General features: G+C 56.8%; 15 protein-coding genes. 11 read left to right on the forward strand and 4 right to left on the reverse strand.

What is annotated here, in order from left to right; translation table 11 throughout:
• From SIB83_RS03845 to SIB83_RS03860, 4 genes are all read left to right on the forward strand, one after another.
• The gene (locus SIB83_RS03845) at positions 1 to 1,803 is read left to right on the forward strand and encodes a hypothetical protein (protein WP_413746841.1); all 1,803 of its coding nucleotides are present in this window, start codon (positions 1 to 3) and stop codon (positions 1,801 to 1,803) included.
• Between the two features lie 182 nt (positions 1,804 to 1,985).
• Positions 1,986 to 2,330 carry a hypothetical protein gene (locus SIB83_RS03850; RefSeq protein WP_413746842.1) on the forward strand — a complete coding sequence of 115 codons (345 nt, stop codon included), beginning with the start codon at positions 1,986 to 1,988 and terminating at the stop codon, positions 2,328 to 2,330.
• Positions 2,331 to 2,529: 199 nt separating this feature from the next.
• A complete protein-coding gene (locus tag SIB83_RS03855) occupies positions 2,530 to 3,177 on the forward strand; it encodes a hypothetical protein (RefSeq protein ID WP_413746843.1) in 648 nt (215 codons plus the stop codon).
• Between the two features lie 118 nt (positions 3,178 to 3,295).
• Positions 3,296 to 4,894 (forward strand): VWA domain-containing protein, encoded by a 1,599-nt coding sequence (locus SIB83_RS03860; protein WP_413746844.1) that lies wholly within the window; start codon positions 3,296 to 3,298, stop codon positions 4,892 to 4,894.
• A gap of 14 nt (positions 4,895 to 4,908) precedes the next feature.
• Here SIB83_RS03860 and lepA read toward each other — a convergent pair whose 3' ends face one another.
• The gene (lepA, locus tag SIB83_RS03865) at positions 4,909 to 6,723 is read right to left on the reverse strand and encodes a translation elongation factor 4 (protein ID WP_413746845.1); all 1,815 of its coding nucleotides are present in this window, start codon (positions 6,721 to 6,723) and stop codon (positions 4,909 to 4,911) included.
• A 505-nt stretch (positions 6,724 to 7,228) separates the two neighbouring features.
• Here lepA and SIB83_RS03870 point away from each other — a divergent pair.
• From SIB83_RS03870 to SIB83_RS03880, 3 genes are all read left to right on the forward strand, one after another.
• Positions 7,229 to 7,558 carry a DMT family transporter gene (locus SIB83_RS03870; protein ID WP_413746846.1) on the forward strand — a complete coding sequence of 110 codons (330 nt, stop codon included), beginning with the start codon at positions 7,229 to 7,231 and terminating at the stop codon, positions 7,556 to 7,558.
• Positions 7,559 to 7,673: 115 nt separating this feature from the next.
• The gene (locus SIB83_RS03875) at positions 7,674 to 8,813 is read left to right on the forward strand and encodes a glycerol dehydrogenase (RefSeq protein ID WP_413746847.1); all 1,140 of its coding nucleotides are present in this window, start codon (positions 7,674 to 7,676) and stop codon (positions 8,811 to 8,813) included.
• A 65-nt stretch (positions 8,814 to 8,878) separates the two neighbouring features.
• Positions 8,879 to 9,532 (forward strand): TVP38/TMEM64 family protein, encoded by a 654-nt coding sequence (locus SIB83_RS03880; protein WP_413403726.1) that lies wholly within the window; start codon positions 8,879 to 8,881, stop codon positions 9,530 to 9,532.
• Here the strand turns inward: SIB83_RS03880 and SIB83_RS03885 are convergent.
• Positions 9,521 to 11,002: a malate:quinone oxidoreductase gene (locus SIB83_RS03885; RefSeq protein WP_413403727.1), complete on the reverse strand. Its 1,482-nt coding sequence runs from the start codon at positions 11,000 to 11,002 to the stop codon at positions 9,521 to 9,523. The two genes, SIB83_RS03880 and SIB83_RS03885, sit on opposite strands and share 12 nt — an antisense overlap.
• An 88-nt stretch (positions 11,003 to 11,090) precedes the next feature.
• On the opposite strand from SIB83_RS03885, the gene SIB83_RS03890 reads away from it, so the two are divergent.
• From SIB83_RS03890 to SIB83_RS03900, 3 genes are all read left to right on the forward strand, one after another.
• On the forward strand, positions 11,091 to 11,336 hold the full coding sequence (locus tag SIB83_RS03890) for a NifU family protein (protein WP_413403728.1): 246 nt from the start codon (positions 11,091 to 11,093) through the stop codon (positions 11,334 to 11,336).
• A 74-nt stretch (positions 11,337 to 11,410) separates the two neighbouring features.
• Complete coding sequence (locus tag SIB83_RS03895; protein ID WP_413403729.1) at positions 11,411 to 12,550, forward strand: hypothetical protein; 1,140 nt, start codon at positions 11,411 to 11,413, stop codon at positions 12,548 to 12,550.
• The gene (locus SIB83_RS03900) at positions 12,547 to 13,797 is read left to right on the forward strand and encodes an urea ABC transporter substrate-binding protein (RefSeq protein WP_413746848.1); all 1,251 of its coding nucleotides are present in this window, start codon (positions 12,547 to 12,549) and stop codon (positions 13,795 to 13,797) included. The genes SIB83_RS03895 and SIB83_RS03900 overlap by 4 nt, the downstream gene beginning before the upstream one ends.
• Here the strand turns inward: SIB83_RS03900 and SIB83_RS03905 are convergent.
• Entirely contained in the window at positions 13,794 to 14,513 is a 720-nt protein-coding gene (locus SIB83_RS03905) for a DUF4079 domain-containing protein (RefSeq protein WP_413747279.1), read from the reverse strand. The two genes, SIB83_RS03900 and SIB83_RS03905, sit on opposite strands and share 4 nt — an antisense overlap.
• Positions 14,514 to 14,714: 201 nt before the next feature.
• Here SIB83_RS03905 and SIB83_RS03910 point away from each other — a divergent pair, with 201 nt between their 5' ends.
• Complete coding sequence (locus tag SIB83_RS03910; protein WP_413746849.1) at positions 14,715 to 15,917, forward strand: aminotransferase class V-fold PLP-dependent enzyme; 1,203 nt, start codon at positions 14,715 to 14,717, stop codon at positions 15,915 to 15,917.
• Here the strand turns inward: SIB83_RS03910 and SIB83_RS03915 are convergent.
• Positions 15,914 to 17,413, reverse strand: coding sequence for a UDP-N-acetylmuramoyl-L-alanyl-D-glutamate--2,6-diaminopimelate ligase (locus SIB83_RS03915; RefSeq protein WP_413403733.1), 1,500 nt, complete (start codon positions 17,411 to 17,413; stop codon positions 15,914 to 15,916). The two genes, SIB83_RS03910 and SIB83_RS03915, sit on opposite strands and share 4 nt — an antisense overlap.
• Positions 17,414 to 17,418 lie beyond the last annotated feature (5 nt).

Raw genomic sequence — 17,418 nt, forward strand, 5'->3', positions numbered from 1 at the left:
ATGCAGAAACTGTCATTGATCAACAATCCACAAAAAATAAATTGGCCATCAAGCCACCGAGAAGAGGAGGGAATGGCCCTCTTGGTGGCCATGCTGATGGGTACTGTTCTGCTCGCCGGGAGCTCAGGGCTCATGATTCGCCAGATCATGGCACGCAAATTGGGTTCAGCGGAAAGTTATCAACAGATGGCTGAATCGGCGGCTTTAAGTGGCCTGAATCGCATCATCAGCGACCTGAATCGCAACGACCGGAATAACTACACCGGATTTCTGTTATCCCTCAACAACAGCGAAGGAAAAAATGGCTGGGCCTTTCCAAACACTGAAGAGTTTGAGTTGGTGGAGCTCTGCACACCAGTCACAAAACACACTGCAGCCTATCCTGCTGGAACCGAAGATCAGGCGCCAGAAGTAGTCATCAATGATGGAAGCATCCGATCCGATGGGGGATCAGACGATATTCAAATCAGCTACAGACTCCGCAGTTACGACACAACAGCCACGGCTGGAAATGGAGAAGGCACTTTTTACGTTGAAGGTGTTGTAAAGCGTGGCGACACCACACTGGCACAGGCATTATTACGCCGATCCTTGTATGTGAATTCCAAAGTTCCCGGTGTTGGCGACTGGAGTGTGATGAGTGGTCGCAACCTTCGGTTGAATGATACAGAGATTGTTGGACCGGGACATATTTTTTATCTAACCAGCAGAACCAATAACTATTCCGCGCTGCAATACGCTAACAGCTGCAGCGATTCTGCCCTGCTCAATGATGTGGGGTCTAGTAATTTCAACCTTGCAGGAAAAACTAGAAACAATCAAATCTGGCCAATCAATATCAATGAAATGAATCGAGGTGTCAGTGGGATGCCGCCACCAATCCTCTTTGAGAAAGACCCCATCAATGACACCACATCCGAAAACAGTGAGAACACTATTCGAATGTGGAGCTTTGATGACAGTCCGCCTGCTTCAGCTGATCGCGATCAAGACGGCGCTCCCGATGTTGATTCCGCTGGGAATTTAATCCTCTACCCCGCCCTGCCGTGCGGTCAAGCCGTGTGTGTGCGCGATGCTGACAAAACCGATCTTGGCGATTATAAGTTCAACGCATCAGGAAAAATTGAAGATTCCGGAGATTTTCGAACACTGGCAGAAGAAGGGCTCGAGATTGATCCGGAAGAATCAGTAATCATCCTATCCAAGCAAGACATCTGCAAACAATCTAACCAGTTTGATTGTCATGTTTATATAGATCACATCAAGTTATCTTCAAAGTCTCTCCACATCGAAACGGACGAATCAAGAGCTGTTGTTTTACACCTTGATCAGCCTGTTGCTTATCCTGATGATGCAAGAATCACCAGAGCCATTGAATTGAGCAACAGCGCCGAGCTATGCGCAGTGAGTGCAAACAGTTCAAAATACAATGAAAAACCTGAGCAACTCGTGATCATGGCCAGCAGGGGTGCAGCACCTACGCAAGCCTGCGACAGTAAAGTGCGATCTTTAAGCTTCTCCAACGACAATCTTCCCTACGCACTTCTTTATATGCCAACGGGAACGATTCGAGCTGATAATGCATCATTAAATGGTCTGGCCTGGGCAGCAAGCATTTGCGTGGTGGACCCACTCAATAATCCATCGTCCTTCCAATTGACAACAGAATCTGGAAATACAACAGTCGTTGAAAAAGCCAACAACCTCTGGGGATGGCAAGATCGTTTCAATTATCCAGGGTATGGACGCATGGTCACGCGAGCGATTCGCGGAACAAGCCTCGACACTTTCGAGCGATGGTAGAACATTCTTAAATCTGGTAAAAAATCTCAGAATGCACTCAGATTAATCACTCTGATTTCAAATCAACCCTTGAGTCTTCAATCATCTAAGCCAGATCAAAAGATCGCATGATGTACTTAATCAGATCCATACCTCAAAAACATAGCCCTTTGTAAAGCCATTCATCATTTAACACAGCCCTGATGAACATGAACGATCGAGCATCACCACTTCGAAACAAGGTCAGAAGAACAAAGCAGGCGGAGGGCTTCACGCTGGCCGAAAGTCTCATCTCAGGAGTTGTTGTTGCTGCCGTGATGACAGGAGTGGGTCGCATGGGCGTTTCATCGATGGCAACAAGCAGTAATCAGTCTTCACGTAACTCGATCGAAGCAGCAATCAACAACCATATTCAACTGGTTCAAATGCATGATTCGTACCTCACAGCAGAGTCGATCCAAGCTGAATCAGGCCTGAACACTGATTTAAACCTAGCCTGCCAAAATCCAAGTGCGTTTTTAAAAACCATCTTCAGAATGTTGATATAACTGGCAACTCCCCTGATCCTCAGGTTGCCATGGACTGGAATAGCGAAGATCCGAACCTTCTGGTGCTTACATATAACTTTGAGGCGCCTGAAGCATCAATCGGCGCAGAACAAAGGATCGTTGATATCAATCCCAACTTTTCCTCTCAGTGCTATAGCCTGCAATGAAAAAGATAAACAAAGGGTTCACTTTAATTGAGATGGTCGTCACCATGGCGCTGCTTGCAACATCAACCGCCATCACGGTTCCAATGATCACAAGGAATCGCGGACAGGGGGATGTGAATCGCTATGTCCACTCCTTGGAGTCTGGGCTGTTGAGTTTAAAAGCAAAATTGGGTCAAACCAAAACAAATTGTGAAATCAGTTTCCCCGCAACATTTACTTTTCAAAAACCAGAAACTCTTGTTGAGTTCAGCCAAGGAAAAAATGAGCAGACGAGCATGCAATGCTGTAATTCTGAAATCAGCCAAAAGACTAATGACCCTGACTGCTTGACTGGTTACCCCGGCAACCGTCTGGGCGAACTAACGGGGCAAGCGCAGGATAATCTTCGCCTCGTTCAACAGGAATCAACACCGGCATCCAAGCAAGTTCGCGTAGCTGTCAGCAAAACGGATTTTGGCTTAACGCCCCCAGGCACCACGGCAAATTTAGACACCATTACCTTTCTGATTTGCCATGAGCAAGCAGCATCAACAGAGAATCCAACATCCTGCATCCCAAGTCAAAACAAACTGAGTATTGGCTGTGTCGAAATCAACGGAGCAGGAGAAATCACAAAAGGTACTTGGGCACTGGCCAATCCAGAATCTTCGGTGAGCAGCGGGTCATGCAGAAAAACATGATGATGATTCTAAGATTTTGCTTAGAAAGTATTCAGCCTCTATCTCTCCAAGCAAGGCAGACACCATGGCAGATTAAACGCATATAGGTACACCCATCACGCACTTGATGCCTGGAAGGATGCAAAAGAAAACGCAAAATCAACGGTCAAAAGGTTTCACGATTCCCGAACTTCTCGTTGGAGTTACAACGGGAACACTGATCGTTGGCGCAGCATCCATGGGCCTGCGCAGCACCCAAACCTTAATCAGTGAATCCCATGGCAAGGCCACACTCAGACAAAACACCACCACAGGTGTACGCCTCATGCGCTCTGAGATTGAACGCAGCATGAATCTGCTCGTGGTGCGAACAGATGGTGTACAAGAAGGTGAGGAACATACTGACCTGACCCCCCATCAGGATGTTGTGAGTTTCTGCCAGGGATTACCCAAAGCAAAAGGGTTCCAGCCAGTGTTTGGAGTCAACATGGTGGAACTGGATGAACCTGTCCTTTACGGCATAGGTCTGAGCGCTGATGAACGTGGATATGCATTGCTCCGCTGTGGAGCTCCTCTAAAGATGGATGGAAAGTACGTTACGGAAGAAGATCAGGTGCAGTCCGATGACAATGAACAATATGAAGCAGGGCTCTTCATCACCTCTGTTTTAGATGACATCGGAACGATTCCTTGCAAAGTCAATGATCTTGCGGAGGACGAACAATGCCCTGACAGTAATAATTTGGATAACATCTTAAGTGGAGTCAGCTTTGAGTTCTCTGGTGATAAAACACCAGCACGAACATTTCAGGAACCGGCTCTGAGAGTCCAAACTGATGTCAACACCAAACTGGTGAAATTCATCGACCCCTACGAGCTCGATGACTCCAAAAATGACGATCCTTATCAGATCTCAGCCAGCTTCCTTGAAGACACCAACGCAGCGAAGTCTCAGACCAAACAGGATTTATATTTTGCCGCATTTGCGCGCGCCGATAAACGTGTGAGATTTGGCTTTAATGCAACTGATGGTAATCAAGGAAATGGATACAGTGGTGGGGCATTTTTCCAGAACATCACCAGCAATAATGTTCGATTTATCCTAGATGGATCTGGATCCATGAGTGCATGTGTTGCCTGGAGCGGAGAATATGGAAACACACGGCGTCGCTTCTACGATCCGCAGAAAGGCTATTACCGCACATATCGAATCTGCAGTTTTACGCGCATGGAAGCCCTGCAAAACGAAATGATCAATATCGTTAATAATTTGCCTGATTACACAAAAATTGGGCTCTCTGCATTCAGCACCAATGGTAAACGCAACAACAAAACCTGGTCTCAAAGCAGAAACAATCTTGTTGAGCTGGGCCCTGCCAATTCTGAGGCCCGACAATCTGCCATCACCTTTATTAACAGCCTCAGTTCAAGCGATCCGGTCTATTGGGGTGGAACCATGCCATGGTATCCACTCGACGATGCATTCAATGACGAACTGACGGACACAGTTTATTTTCTCTCGGACGGCAAACCCAATAAAGATCGAAGCAATGGGTCGTGGAACAGTTCCGACTACGACGAAGTAGCGGATTACTATGCATCGTTAAATGCTTCACGGGTCATCGATGGCAATAAAGCCATCAAAATCAACGCAACCAGTGTTGGGCTTGATTCAGAGTGGATGCAACTTCTCTCGAGCAGAACCTCGGGCGAATACATCAAGGTGGATGATCTCTGAATCCAGACCTCCGATCACGGACTCTGATTCAACTTCAACACCGCCATGAAGGCTTCCTGAGGCACATCCACCTTGCCCATGGCCTTCATGCGCTTCTTGCCTTTGGCCTGTTTCTTCAACAGTTTCTTCTTGCGCGAAATGTCACCGCCGTAGCACTTGGCCAGCACGTCCTTGCGCATGGCACTGATGCTGGTGGAGGCAATGATGCGGCTACCGATCGAGGCCTGCAGGGGAATTTTGAACTGCTGCCGAGGGATCAGCTCCTTGAGCTTTTCCACCAGGCCCTTGCCCACGTTGTAGGCCTTGTCGCGATGCACGATCGTGGTGAGGGGATCTGCCCGTTCACCGTTGATCAACACATCCAGGCGCACCAGTTCATTTTTGCGGTAACCGATCAGGTGATATTCCATTGAGGCATAGCCCTGGGTTCGCGTCTTCATCTGATCGAAGAAGTCGGTCACCACTTCGGCCAGCGGCAGCTCATAAATCAGCGTCACCCGGTCGGTGGTGATGTATTTCATGTCGACATACTCACCACGGCGCTCCTGACAGAGCCCCATCAGCGCGCCGTTGTAGTCGTTGGGCGCATAGATCTCCATGCGCACGTAGGGCTCTTCAATCGATTCGCGCTGCTGCGGATCGGGGAGCGTGGCGGGGTTGTCCACCATCTCCTCTGAGCCATCGATCATGTTCACCTGATAGATCACAGACGGTGCGGTGACGATCAGATCCAGGCCGTATTCGCGCTCCAGCCGCTCCTGCACGATCTCCATGTGCAGCAAACCGAGGAAGCCGCAACGGAACCCGAAGCCCATGGCGCTGCTGGTTTCAGGCTCGAACTTCAAGGCAGCATCTGAGAGCTGCAACTTGTCGAGCGCTTCACGCAGGTCGGGGTACTGATCCGCTTCCGTTGGAAACAGCCCGCAGAACACCATCGGCTTGGCCTCGGTGTAACCGGGCAGAGGTTCATCGGCCGGTGCGTTCAGCAGAGTGATCGTGTCACCCACACGGGCATCAGCCACGGCCTTGATCGATGCGGCCAGATAGCCCACCTCGCCGGCATGCAGCTCATCCACCTTGCGCTGGTCGGGCGCCATCACGCCCACTTCATCGAGCTCGTAGATCTTCTTGCTCTCCATCAGCAGGACCTTGTCCTTGCAGTTGATCCGGCCGCTCATCACCCGGAAGTACACAATCACCCCCCGGTAGGGGTCGTAGTAGGAGTCAAAAATCAGCGCCTTGGTGGGTTCATCCACCGCATCCGCCGGCGGCGGCACCCTGTCCACCACCTCCTGAAGAATCTCAGGCACCCCGAGTCCTGTCTTGGCTGAACAGGGGATCGCATTGCTGCAATCGAGCCCGATGATCGCTTCGATCTCTTCCTTGATGCGATCCGGATCCGCGCCGGGCAGATCGATCTTGTTCAGCACCGGAATGATCTCCAGATCGTTCTCCAGGGCCAGATACACATTGGCCAGCGTCTGGGCCTCCACACCCTGGCTGGCATCCACCACCAGCAGAGCCCCCTCACAGGCCTGCAGGCTGCGGCTCACCTCGTAGGAGAAGTCCACATGGCCTGGTGTATCGATCAGGTTGAGGGTGTAGCTCTCTCCATCAGCGGCGGTGTACTTCATCCGCGCCGCCTGGAGCTTGATCGTGATGCCGCGTTCCCGCTCCAGATCCATGTTGTCCAGGAACTGCTCCTGCATGTCCCGGTTGGCCACGGTGCCCGTGTCCTGCAGCAAACGGTCGGCCAGCGTCGACTTGCCATGGTCGATGTGGGCAATGATGCAGAAATTACGGATCCGTGAGACGGGTGCGTCGGTCATGCGGTTGGCGGAATCCCGTCGAGGGCTGATCAAGGCGTTGACTCAATCCTAGGGAGCAACGATCAGCAGCAAGGCAGCCTGATCAGGATGAACACGCAGCGCCGGTAGTGGCTTCGCGGCTGCTCTGGATTGCCGCACCGGTCAACCTGCAACTGGATGCTGTCCAGAGAGCGGCGGACCATCACGTCAGCACGTTCAGAATCAGCGCAATCGAAGTGAAACCGATCTCCTCGGTCGGTTCACTCAGACACTCTCGGATCTCTTTCCGTTCAGACATCGTGTCGAGCGGCTGGATAACCAGCTCACGACTCCGCTTCAAAGCCGATCAAGCGGGTGATTCGATGTTCGTCATTGCCGAGAGAAAACCACAGCACAACAGAATCCATGACCACCAATCGTCTACCGAACCGTAGACATGGGCTGATCTTTCTCCTTTCGAGACTGAACCAATCAAGGATTGATGGAGTGGACTGTTGAATAGTTCATGCCCCTGGTTTACACATCGATGAATTCGCCCTGGGTGTTGCTGTTGCTGGCGATCGGCGCGGAGGTGATCGGCACCTCCTGCCTCAAGCTCTCGCAGGGATTCAGCAGGCCAGTTCCCACCGTGGTGGTGCTGGCGGCTTACGCCATCTCGATGACGTTGATGTCACGGGTGGTCCAGGTGCTCCCCATGGGCCTCACCTACGCACTCTGGAGTGGCATCGGCATCGTGGCGATCGTGATGATCGGCCTGTTGGTTTACAACCAGGTGCCGAGCCAGGGTCAGTTGATCGGCATGGCCCTGATCACAGCCGGTGTGATCACGGTGAACCTCGGGGGTCATCCAGGTTGATGCTCACCGCGAGGTCGCAACTTCGGCAGCACAGCTCAGCACCGGCGGCACTGACATACATCTACTGACGTACATCTGAGACCTGGCTAGGGAATGATCACTGCCTTGCTGGGTCATGGGATATCGCACAGATTTCGGTCGTGATCACCATCGTCCACTGGCGGTGTTCGCCTCGCCTGGACGTTATGTTCAGGGTCCCGGCGCCACCTGGGAACTGGGCACGGAACTGAAGCGCCTCGGCCTCAGCGGTCCGGTGTTGTTCATCGCCGGTGGCACGGCCCGCAGAACACTGGCGCCGATCTGGCAGGACACCCTCCCGCCTGTGGGTGTGACCCCCGTGGTGGAGGCATTCGCTGGTGAATGCAGCGAGCAGGAGATCAATCGTCTGGTCGCCCGAGCGGCGACTCAGCCCTTCTCAGCCGTGGTGGGTGCTGGTGGAGGCAAAGCCTCTGACACGGCTAGAGCTGTTGCCGATGAACTGGATCTGCCGGTGGTGATCACACCCACCCTGGCGAGCACCGATTCCCCTTGCAGTGCTCTCTCTGTGATTTACACCAATGGCGGAGCGGTGGAGGGCTTTCGCTTCTACAACCGCCATCCGCTGCTGCTGCTTGTTGACACGGAGGTGGTGGCCAGAGCGCCCAAGCGGCAGCTGGTCGCTGGTTTCGGAGATGCACTGGCCACATGGTTTGAAGCCCGCAGCTGCCGGCAAAGCCATGGCTGCAATGTGGTGGGGGGCTATCCCACCACCACAGCCACAGCCCTGGCCAAGCTGTGTTGCGACATCCTTCTGGCGGATGGTCCGGCTGCCTGCTCCGCCGTGGATGCCCACGCCACCACCCCCGCTCTCGAACGGATTGTGGAAGCGAACAATCTGCTGTCGGGGCTTGGTTTTGAAAGTGGCGGCCTGGCTCTTGCCCACGCCGTTCACAACGGCATCAGCGAGATCCCGGCAAGCCACGCCATGCTCCATGGCGAGAAAGTCGCCTTCGGACTGCACACCCAGCTGGTGATGGAAGGCCAGCCCCAGTCTGAGATCCAGGAGATCTACAGCTACTGCCGATCCGTGGGACTCCCCACCACCCTGCAGCAGATCGGGATCAACCCCGACGACGACGAGGCCATCCAGCGAATTGCGGAACGCACCGTAATCCCTGGTGAAAGCAGCCACAACGAGCCCTTCGAAGTCACCGCCGCAGCGGTGGCGGATGCCATCCGGGCCGCTGATCAACAGGGGCGTGCCTATATCAACTGATACCGATGGTCGCAGGAGATGACATCGATATGGGAAGGTCTTCAGCACGCTGAACCTGCCTGCCTGTGCCCCGCTTTCGCCGATTCCTGCTGATTGCAGCTGTGATTGCAGGGCTTGCCGTGCTGTTTCACCTGATCAATGTGCACGGGCTCGAACCGATCCGGGCTCAGGTGGAGCGCCTTGGTTTCTGGGCCCCTCTGGGAATCCTGTTCCTGCGGGGCGTGAGCATCATTCTGCCGGCACTGCCCAGCACGGCTTACTCACTGCTGGCCGGCGCACTTCTGGGTTTCCAGACGGGCTTCATCACAATCGTGATCTGCGATCTGATCTTCTGCCAAGCGGCCTTCCTGCTGGCCAGCAACTATGGACGCGGCCCGATCCAGAAGCTGGTGGGAGAGGGGGCGATGACCACCATCGAGCGCTTCAGCCGCAACCAACTGGAAGGCAATCCATTTCTGCTCACCGGTCTGCTGATGACAGGCCTGTTCGATTTCGTGAGCTACGCCGCAGGCCTCGGCGGTATCCCCTGGCGCGCCTTCGCGCTGCCGTTGCTGGTGAGTGTGTTGCTGAGCAGTGGGCCGATCGTGGCCCTGGGCGCTGGCATTTTCAGCGGCGGCAAACTGCTGCTGGTCGGAGCCGTGTTCGGCATGTTCGGCCTGGCGATTGTGGCGGGCGTGATTCAGCAGCGCATGCGCAAACAGGAAGGCTCAGACGCTTAGACCCAGCAGGGCGTTGCTGCGCTCGCGGGTGCGACGCAACAGCTCCTCATCGGCATTGAGATCCTCCCCGTAAGTGGGAATCAGCTGTCGAAGACGCTCCTGCCAGGCCTGAGTGGCCAGCTTTGAAGCAAAGCAACGCTCCAGCACCTCCACCATGATCTGAACGGAGGTGCTGGCCCCGGGGGAAGCACCCAGCAGCGCCGCCAGTGATCCATCCGCGGCACTCACGACTTCAGTGCCCATCTGCAGGCGTCCACCATCGGGCGTGCGTTTGATGATCTGGACCCGCTGACCGGCAACCGAAAGGCTCCAGTCCTGCGCGTTGGCCTGTGGGAGGAAGGCGCGCAAGGCCTCCATCCGGTCGGCTTCGCTCTGGCGCAGCTGATTGATCAGGTATTTCACCAGAGGCAGGTTCTCAACCCCCACCTGCAGCATGGGCAGCAGGTTGGAGGGGCGCACCGACAGCGGCAGATCCAGCAGGGAGCCTGATTTGAGGAATTTGCTGCTGAACCCTGCAAACGGACCAAACAGCAAGGAGCGCTTGCCTTCAATCCAGCGGGTGTCGAGATGCGGCACCGACATCGGCGGTGCGCCCACCTTCGCCTTGCCGTACACCTTGGCGTGATGGCGCTCCACAAGCCCCGGCTCACCGCACACCAGCCACTGGCCGCTCACGGGGAAGCCGGCGTAGTCGGCCGCCTCGGGAATGCCACTGCTCTGCAGCAGTGGCAGAGCACCGCCTCCGGCGCCGAGGAACACAAACGGAGCCTGCACCCTGCGTCGGCCCGACGGACCGCGCAGATCAAGCTGCCAGTCGCAGCTGGTCATTGACTCCGTCAACGGACGCCGCAGTCCCTGCACCGAGGAGCCGTACATCACCTGAAGTGCTCCAGCGGTCTGCAGGGGCAGCAGCAGTGCCCTGGTCAGAGCCCCGAAGTCAAGATCCAGTCCCCGCTCGATGCGGGTGGCTGCAAGCGTTTGACCGCGGCGTCGCCCATCCATCACCAGAGGCATCCAGTCGCTGATCTGCCCGGGGTCCGAGCTCCACTGCATCGCCGCGAATGCCGGCAGCACATGCAGCTGCCGATGCCGCTGCTGAAGAAACGCCACATCCTCTTCACCCCAGACAAAACTGAGATGGGGCACCTGGTGAAGAAAACTGCCGGGGTTCAGAACACCCTGTTCACAGAGAGAGGCCCAGAACTCCAGACTGCGTTCGAACGCTGCATTGATCCCCAGGGCCTTATCAACGGATACGGTTCCGTCGCTCTGCTGAGGGGTGTAATTGAGTTCACAGTTGGCGGCATGGCCGGTGCCGGCATTGTTGACCGCGGCACTGCTCTCCAGCGCCGGCGCCTCGAGACGCTCAACCAGCAGCAGGCGCATGCCCGGGTCGAGGGCATGCAGCAACGAAGCCAGGGTGGAGCTCATCATTCCGGCTCCCACCAGCACGGCGTCGTAACGATCCATCGCGTCGGGTGATCCTGCTTCTCAGGGTATGAATCCATCCGGACACTTGCCTGCCTACCCTGTGGGAAAGCACGCAACAGATCCGGCCATGAGCACCGAAACGATGCCGCTGAGCACTGAAAATGTGGAAAAGGTGCTCGATGAACTGCGCCCGTTCCTGATGGCCGATGGCGGCAATGTGGAAGTGGTGGAGATCGATGGACCTGTGGTCAAAGTGAGATTGCAGGGTGCCTGCGGCAGCTGCCCCAGCAGCACCATGACCTTGAAGATGGGAATCGAGCGCAAAATGCGCGAATGCATTCCCGAAGTGAGTGAAGTGGTTCAGGTTCTCTGAGCAGACCACTGCACTGACAGGCCCAATTCAAAAAGCCATCCTGAAGTCATCAGTGAGGGCATGAGCAGCGGTTGATGCGGAGGTTGCCCCGTCCAAGCCTGTTCGTATGGGTGCTTCTCGCAGCGCTCAGCATCGCACTGCTGCTCAGCGGACGCGGTTTCATCGGCCAGGACTCATCAGAGCTACTCGACCGCAGCTCCGTCAATGAACTGATGGAGGGCCCCTCCGGCCTCGAGGAGGTCAGGCTCTCGGAAGAGCTGGTGCGCAAGCACCCGTTCATCTATGCCGGCATCCATCTTGAAAAGATCTATGAGCTGAATCTGAACTCACGCACATTCACAGCGGACGGAGAGATCTGGCTGGAATGGCTCCCGGAGGTGGAAGCGCTGCTGCAGAAACATGGCAACGATCCCGGCGAACTGATCGCACTGGCCAACCGCATCGAAACGTGGGACTCAACCTTCGAACCATCCACGGAGGCGCCACGAGAGCTCTCCGGCGGCAGACGCCAGCAGCTTTATCACTTCTCAAGCCGCTTCTACGACGACGAGGTCGACTTCCGCCGTGATCCGTTCGACATCCTGCGACTGCCGATCATTGTTGAACTCAAACCACTCTGGACGTCTCAGAAATACGAAAAGCTGCGCCTGCTGCCCGAACCTCACAACGACAACCTGGTTGGCGAGCTTGGCTCACTGAGCGGTTATCAGCTCGAAAGCGCCAACTTCACGCCCTATCTGCGACGCACCAATAACCGTCGAGGCACCTGGTATCGACCGCACATGAGCCAGGTACGACTCGAAGTGGTCTACCAGTCGAATCTCTGGCCTGGAATCGTGAACTGGGTCATTCCGCTGATGATCATCAACTCGATTGTGTTGATGGCTCCTTCCGTGGAGGGAACACTGTCCGATGTGCGGCTCGCCATCCCATCCACGGCATTGCTCACACTCATCTTTCTGCAGCAGTCGTATCACTCCTCGCTTCCGAAACTTCCCTACACCACCTTTCTCGATGATTTGTTCACCGCCAGCTATCTGATCGCCATGGCCCTGTTCGCGCTGTTCACATGGGGATACAACACCTATGCCGCCGCGCCCGACGACCAGAAGCTCAACACCATGCGCCGGATCAATCGAGCGGACATGCGTTTTCAGATCATCTCAGCCGCTGCGCTGGTGCTGACCGCCCTGGTCAGCTGGGGAAGTCGATGAAGCGGAAGAAGCTGTTCCCACTGCTGATCACTCTGCTGATCAGCGGTTGCACTCAAGGCGGATCCAAGACCGACAACAACGTGGTGCGCGTGGGCCTGCTCCATTCCCGCAGCGGAACCATGGCCTTGTCGGAAAACACGGTTGCCGAAGCCGAACGACTGGCGATCGAGGACATCAACGCCAGCGGCGGGCTGACGATCAATGGCCAACGCGTGCTGATCCAGCCGGTCGAGGAAGACGGCATGTCCGATCCGGACACCTTTGCCCGCCAGGCCGAACAGTTACTGGATGAACAGCAGGTGGTGGCCATCTTCGGAGGCTGGACCTCGGCCAGTCGCAAAGCGATGCTGCCCGTTCTGGAGGCACGCAATGCGCTGCTGTTTTACCCGGTGCAGTACGAAGGTCAGGAGTGCTCACCTTTTGTGGTGTACGGCGGCTCGGTTCCCAATCAGCAATCAGAGCCCGCCCTGAGCTGGATGCTGGCCAATCGCAGCAAACGCGTCCTGCTGATCGGCTCGGACTACGTCTATCCCCGCACCGCCAATCGCATCATGCGCGCCCAGGTTCAGCGGGAAGGTGGAACCGTGCTCGCTGAGCTTTATCTCCCGCTCGGCAGTGCTGAGGTGAACCCACTGGTCGAGAGCATTCGACAAGCCAGTGCAGGTGGGCCTGTCGTTGTGATCAACACGCTCAACGGCGACAGCAACCTCGCCTTCTTTGAGCAGCTCTTTCGCAAAGGCCTCATTGGCCCGCAAGCGGTCGATAACGGGGTATCACTCCTGAGCCTGTCCGTCTCGGAGGAAGAGGCTCTGGCGATCGGCACCAACAAAACCTCGGGAACCTATGCCAGCTGGAGCTATTTCCAATCGCTGGCTGGTGACGCCTCCACAACATTCGCGCAGCGCTTTCGTCGTCGCTATGGATTTCACCGGGTGATCAACGACCCCGCTGAAGCGGCCTACAGCCTTGTGCATCTCTGGGCTCGCGCCGCCGAACGTGCCGGCAGCACCGATCCCAAAGACGTACGTCAGCAGCTGATCGGAACCAGCTACGAGGCTCCGCAGGGCTTGCTGACCATCACCGCAAGTCAACATCTGAACAAGCGCTCCCTGCTGGGCCAGGCCGACGACACCGGCAACTTCAAGGTGGTGAAGGATTTCGGAGTGATTGAACCCCAGCCCTGGAATCCGGATCATCCGGATTCAGTGGGTCAGGCTTGTGATCAACGCAGTAACCCGTCCCCTTAAGGCTCGGACGCGGGTGGGAGAGGTGCTGGCGGCGGACAGCTGCGGGCCTCGAAATTGCAGGCATAGATCGTCGACTTCTGCCAGCTCAGTGGAATCTCCAGCAGGTCACGGGTCCCCGTGATGCCCTGGACCACGAACAACAGGGCCGCGAGCACATTGGCCGTGACATGCAGACGGCGCAGGCGCAGGTTGCGCAGAATCTCCGGCCGTGCACCGAGAGAAAACAGCATCAGGCCCACAACGGCGACACCCGACCAGTAATGGGACTGCCAGAACCCCGAAGAGAACGGGTCATCGGACACTCTCCAGACTTCCGGCTGAGCTCCCAGGCCGAGAACACCAGCCCAGGTGATCACAACGAAGGCCAGCCGCAGGCCGGGGGCCTTGGCAATCCACAGCGCCCCAAGACTGAGCAGGGTTCCGATCAGCACCAGCAGAAGTGTGAAAGCACGACGCCAACCGCCTTGAAACTGATCCAGAGGCGCATGCGTAGCGATGGCCACGATCAGCGCAATAATCACCAGGACCACCACACCCGCAGCAAGCCAGCGTCCGAGATCGCTGTGATCACGCCCAACGGTCGGAGGCGGTTTCGCGGTCTTCAGCCGCCGGGATCGTGTCTGCACCGACAGTCGTATCACGATCCCGGTGAGGGGGTAGATCAACACCACCGCCAACACCGGATGAACAATCCAGAGCCAGTCCACCAGGGCCATCGGTGATACCAACCCAACCGACAAACGCAACGTAGCCATGGTCTGAGTGAACACCTCAAAGTTGCGCCAAGTCTTGAAATTCGCGAAGGACACGGTGGGGCTCGCCTGATGCAGCTCTCGGATCAACCACGTCTGAAGCAGCCTGAAAAGACTGCAATGCCTGAGCTGAACAGCGATCATGGGGTCAGGTCCCCATCCCCAATGCTGAGAGAACGCTGCCCCGCACTCGCCAACAAGACCTACTTCAACTACGGCGGGCAGGGTCCCCTGCCAACGCCCTCGCTGGATGCCATCACCACGAGCTGGAAACGCATCCAGGAACTCGGCCCCTTCACCACCGACATCTGGCCTTACATCAGTGCTGAGGTGAACAGCACTCGCGGGCGTCTGGCCCGGTTGTGCAATGTGCCAGCACATCGACTCGCCCTCAGTGAGAACGTGACCACGGGTTGTGTGCTGCCGCTCTGGGGCCTTCCGCTGAACAGCGGCGACCACATCATGATCAGCGACAGTGAACACCCTGGCGTTGTGGCCGCATGCCATGAACTGGCTCGCCGCCTACAGCTTCAGGTTCACGTGCTGCCGGTGAAGCAACTCAGGTGCGGAGGTGATGAGCAGGCCCGCACCGATCGCGAAGTGCTTGCTGCACTTGAGCAAAAGCTCACCAGCCGAACCCGCCTGGTGGTGTTGTCCCATCTGCTGTGGAACACCGGTCAACAGATGCCGATCGCAGCTGTGGCGTCACAACTGCAACAGCACCCTGCAAAGCCTTATCTCCTTGTTGATGCAGCACAGAGCGTCGGCCAGATCCCCGTTGCGGAGGCGGCACAAGCAGCTGATATCTATGCCTTCACGGGACACAAGTGGTGCTGTGGGCCGGAGGGGCTGGGTGGGGTGGCGCTCTCGGAGCGCATGCTCTCGGAGACGCATCCCACCGTGATCGGCTGGCGCAGCCTTCAGGACGAGACTCGGGCTGTGGCTGATGATCCAGACCCCTTCCATCACGACAGCCGTCGCTTCGAGGTGGCCACCAGCTGCGTGCCGTTGATGGCTGGGCTGCGCTGCTCGCTTGACCTGCTGGAACAGGAGGGCTCCGATCACGATCGACTCGTGCACATCCGCAGGCTGAGTGAACAGCTCTGGCACAAGCTTCAGTTGATCCCTGGGGTCTCACCACTGCTTGACGGCCCGCCGCCGGCTGGTCTCGTGAGTTTTCAGATACACCCTGAGACAGCAGGTGTCACACCATCTGAGGTGGTGAAAGCACTCGGTGCGCAACAGATCTGGATCCGAGATCTGGCAGATCCCATCTGCCTGCGTGCCTGCACCCATGTCTGCACAAGTCAGAACGAGCTGGCGCAGCTCAGCGATCAGATTCGAAGCCTGTCAGCGATGGATAGCTAGTTCCAGGAGCGCAGCGCTTTCTCAGCTTCTTCCCGGTCATCGAAATGCAGCTTTTCGGTGCCAACAATCTGATAGTCCTCATGACCTTTACCCGCAATCAGAACAAGGTCTCCGGGACGGGCCGCAGCGATCGCCTGAGCGATCGCGATCGATCGGTCAACTTCCACCTGGTAGTCGATGCCTGAAGACAGACCCGCCACCACGTCATCGAGAATGCGCTGAGGATCCTCCGTGCGTGGATTGTCGGATGTGACCACAACGCGATCAGCCAGCTCTGCGGCAATGGAAGCCATCTGAGGACGCTTGCCCCGATCGCGGTCTCCGCCACAGCCAAACACGCACACCAGCTGCCCATCCACAAATGGACGACTGGCCTGAAGAGCACTGCGCAGACCGTCGGGGGTGTGGGCGTAATCGACCACTACAGCTGGGAGCTGATCTGAGGGAGAGGAGGAGGGCAGCACCCGCTCCATCCGTCCAGGCACACCACGGAAGTGAGGAAGGGCTTGCAGCAACAGGGACAGCGGCAGATCCTGCTGGAGCATGGAGCCCACGGCCTGCATCACATTCATCAGATTGAAGCGGCCCACCAGCGGTGAATGGAAACGTTCCTCTCCGCGGGGTGTGAGCAGCGTGCCCTGCACACCGCTGGATGTCATTTCGAGGTCGCGCATGCTGAGATCGGCCACCTCGTCGAGGCTGCAGCGCCAGCAGCGATCGCCAAGGCGATCAGCCAGGCGTCGCCCCCAGGGGTCGTCAACGTTCACCACTGCCCGGGGCCCCTCACCCACCAGGAAGGGATCGGCAAACAGACGCGCTTTCGCTTCGAAATAGGCCTCCATCGAGGGGTGGTAGTCGAGATGATCCTGCGTGAGATTGGTGAACACAGCAGAGGAGAAGCGACAACCGGCCACCCTCTGTTGATCCAGAGCATGGGAGCTGACCTCCATGGCCGCCACCTGTGTTCCCCTGGTCAACGCTTCTGCCAGCTGGGCCTGCAGACGATCCGCAACCGCAGTGGTATGCGTGGACGTCACGCTGTGTCCCGGCCAGCGATTGACCAGAGTTCCGAACAGAGCTGCAGGACGGCCGCACTCCAGGCTGAGATGTTCGATCAGATGCGTTGTGGTGGTTTTGCCGTTGGTGCCGGTCACACCGATCAACTGCATGCGCAAGGAAGGGTGTTGCCAGAAGGCTGCAGCCAGCTCTCCGGCCCAGTGAGACACCGGCTCTGGGATCACCAGAACCGGATCCTGCTTGGAGGGGGGATGCGACGCCGCGGCTTGCTCACCGATCAGCGCTGCCGCGGCTCCTGCCTTCAGAGCCTCCTGCCAGAAACAGCCACCGTCCACCCGCTCACCCGGAAGCCCGATGAAGAGACAGCCCTGACCAACACTTCGGGAATCACAGGTAATCGAAGTGACCCCTGGATTGGACAGGCCAGCAGGCACTGGAAGCAGCACAGCTTTCAGCAGCGAGTGGAGCGTCTGCGTCATCACAA

It is taken from the genome of Synechococcus sp. MIT S9507, assembly GCF_047304715.1.
In the GTDB taxonomy this organism is placed as follows: Bacteria; Cyanobacteriota; Cyanobacteriia; order PCC-6307; family Cyanobiaceae; genus Synechococcus_C.

Excerpts from the sequence above, each read along its gene's own strand:
- SIB83_RS03845 (WP_413746841.1), top strand. The coding sequence starts at position 1 with ATGCAGAAACTGTCATTGATCAACAATCCACAAAAAATAAATTGGCCA.
- SIB83_RS03850 (WP_413746842.1), top strand. The coding sequence starts at position 1,986 with ATGAACATGAACGATCGAGCATCACCACTTCGAAACAAGGTCAGAAGA.
- SIB83_RS03855 (WP_413746843.1), top strand. The coding sequence starts at position 2,530 with ATGGTCGTCACCATGGCGCTGCTTGCAACATCAACCGCCATCACGGTT.
- SIB83_RS03860 (WP_413746844.1), top strand. The coding sequence starts at position 3,296 with ATGCAAAAGAAAACGCAAAATCAACGGTCAAAAGGTTTCACGATTCCC.
- lepA (WP_413746845.1), bottom strand. The coding sequence starts at position 6,723 with ATGACCGACGCACCCGTCTCACGGATCCGTAATTTCTGCATCATTGCC.
- SIB83_RS03870 (WP_413746846.1), top strand. The coding sequence starts at position 7,229 with ATGAATTCGCCCTGGGTGTTGCTGTTGCTGGCGATCGGCGCGGAGGTG.
- SIB83_RS03875 (WP_413746847.1), top strand. The coding sequence starts at position 7,674 with ATGGGATATCGCACAGATTTCGGTCGTGATCACCATCGTCCACTGGCG.
- SIB83_RS03885 (WP_413403727.1), bottom strand. The coding sequence starts at position 11,002 with ATGGATCGTTACGACGCCGTGCTGGTGGGAGCCGGAATGATGAGCTCC.
- SIB83_RS03890 (WP_413403728.1), top strand. The coding sequence starts at position 11,091 with ATGAGCACCGAAACGATGCCGCTGAGCACTGAAAATGTGGAAAAGGTG.
- SIB83_RS03895 (WP_413403729.1), top strand. The coding sequence starts at position 11,411 with ATGCGGAGGTTGCCCCGTCCAAGCCTGTTCGTATGGGTGCTTCTCGCA.
- SIB83_RS03900 (WP_413746848.1), top strand. The coding sequence starts at position 12,547 with ATGAAGCGGAAGAAGCTGTTCCCACTGCTGATCACTCTGCTGATCAGC.
- SIB83_RS03905 (WP_413747279.1), bottom strand. The coding sequence starts at position 14,513 with ATGGCCCTGGTGGACTGGCTCTGGATTGTTCATCCGGTGTTGGCGGTG.
- SIB83_RS03910 (WP_413746849.1), top strand. The coding sequence starts at position 14,715 with ATGCTGAGAGAACGCTGCCCCGCACTCGCCAACAAGACCTACTTCAAC.
- SIB83_RS03915 (WP_413403733.1), bottom strand. The coding sequence starts at position 17,413 with ATGACGCAGACGCTCCACTCGCTGCTGAAAGCTGTGCTGCTTCCAGTG.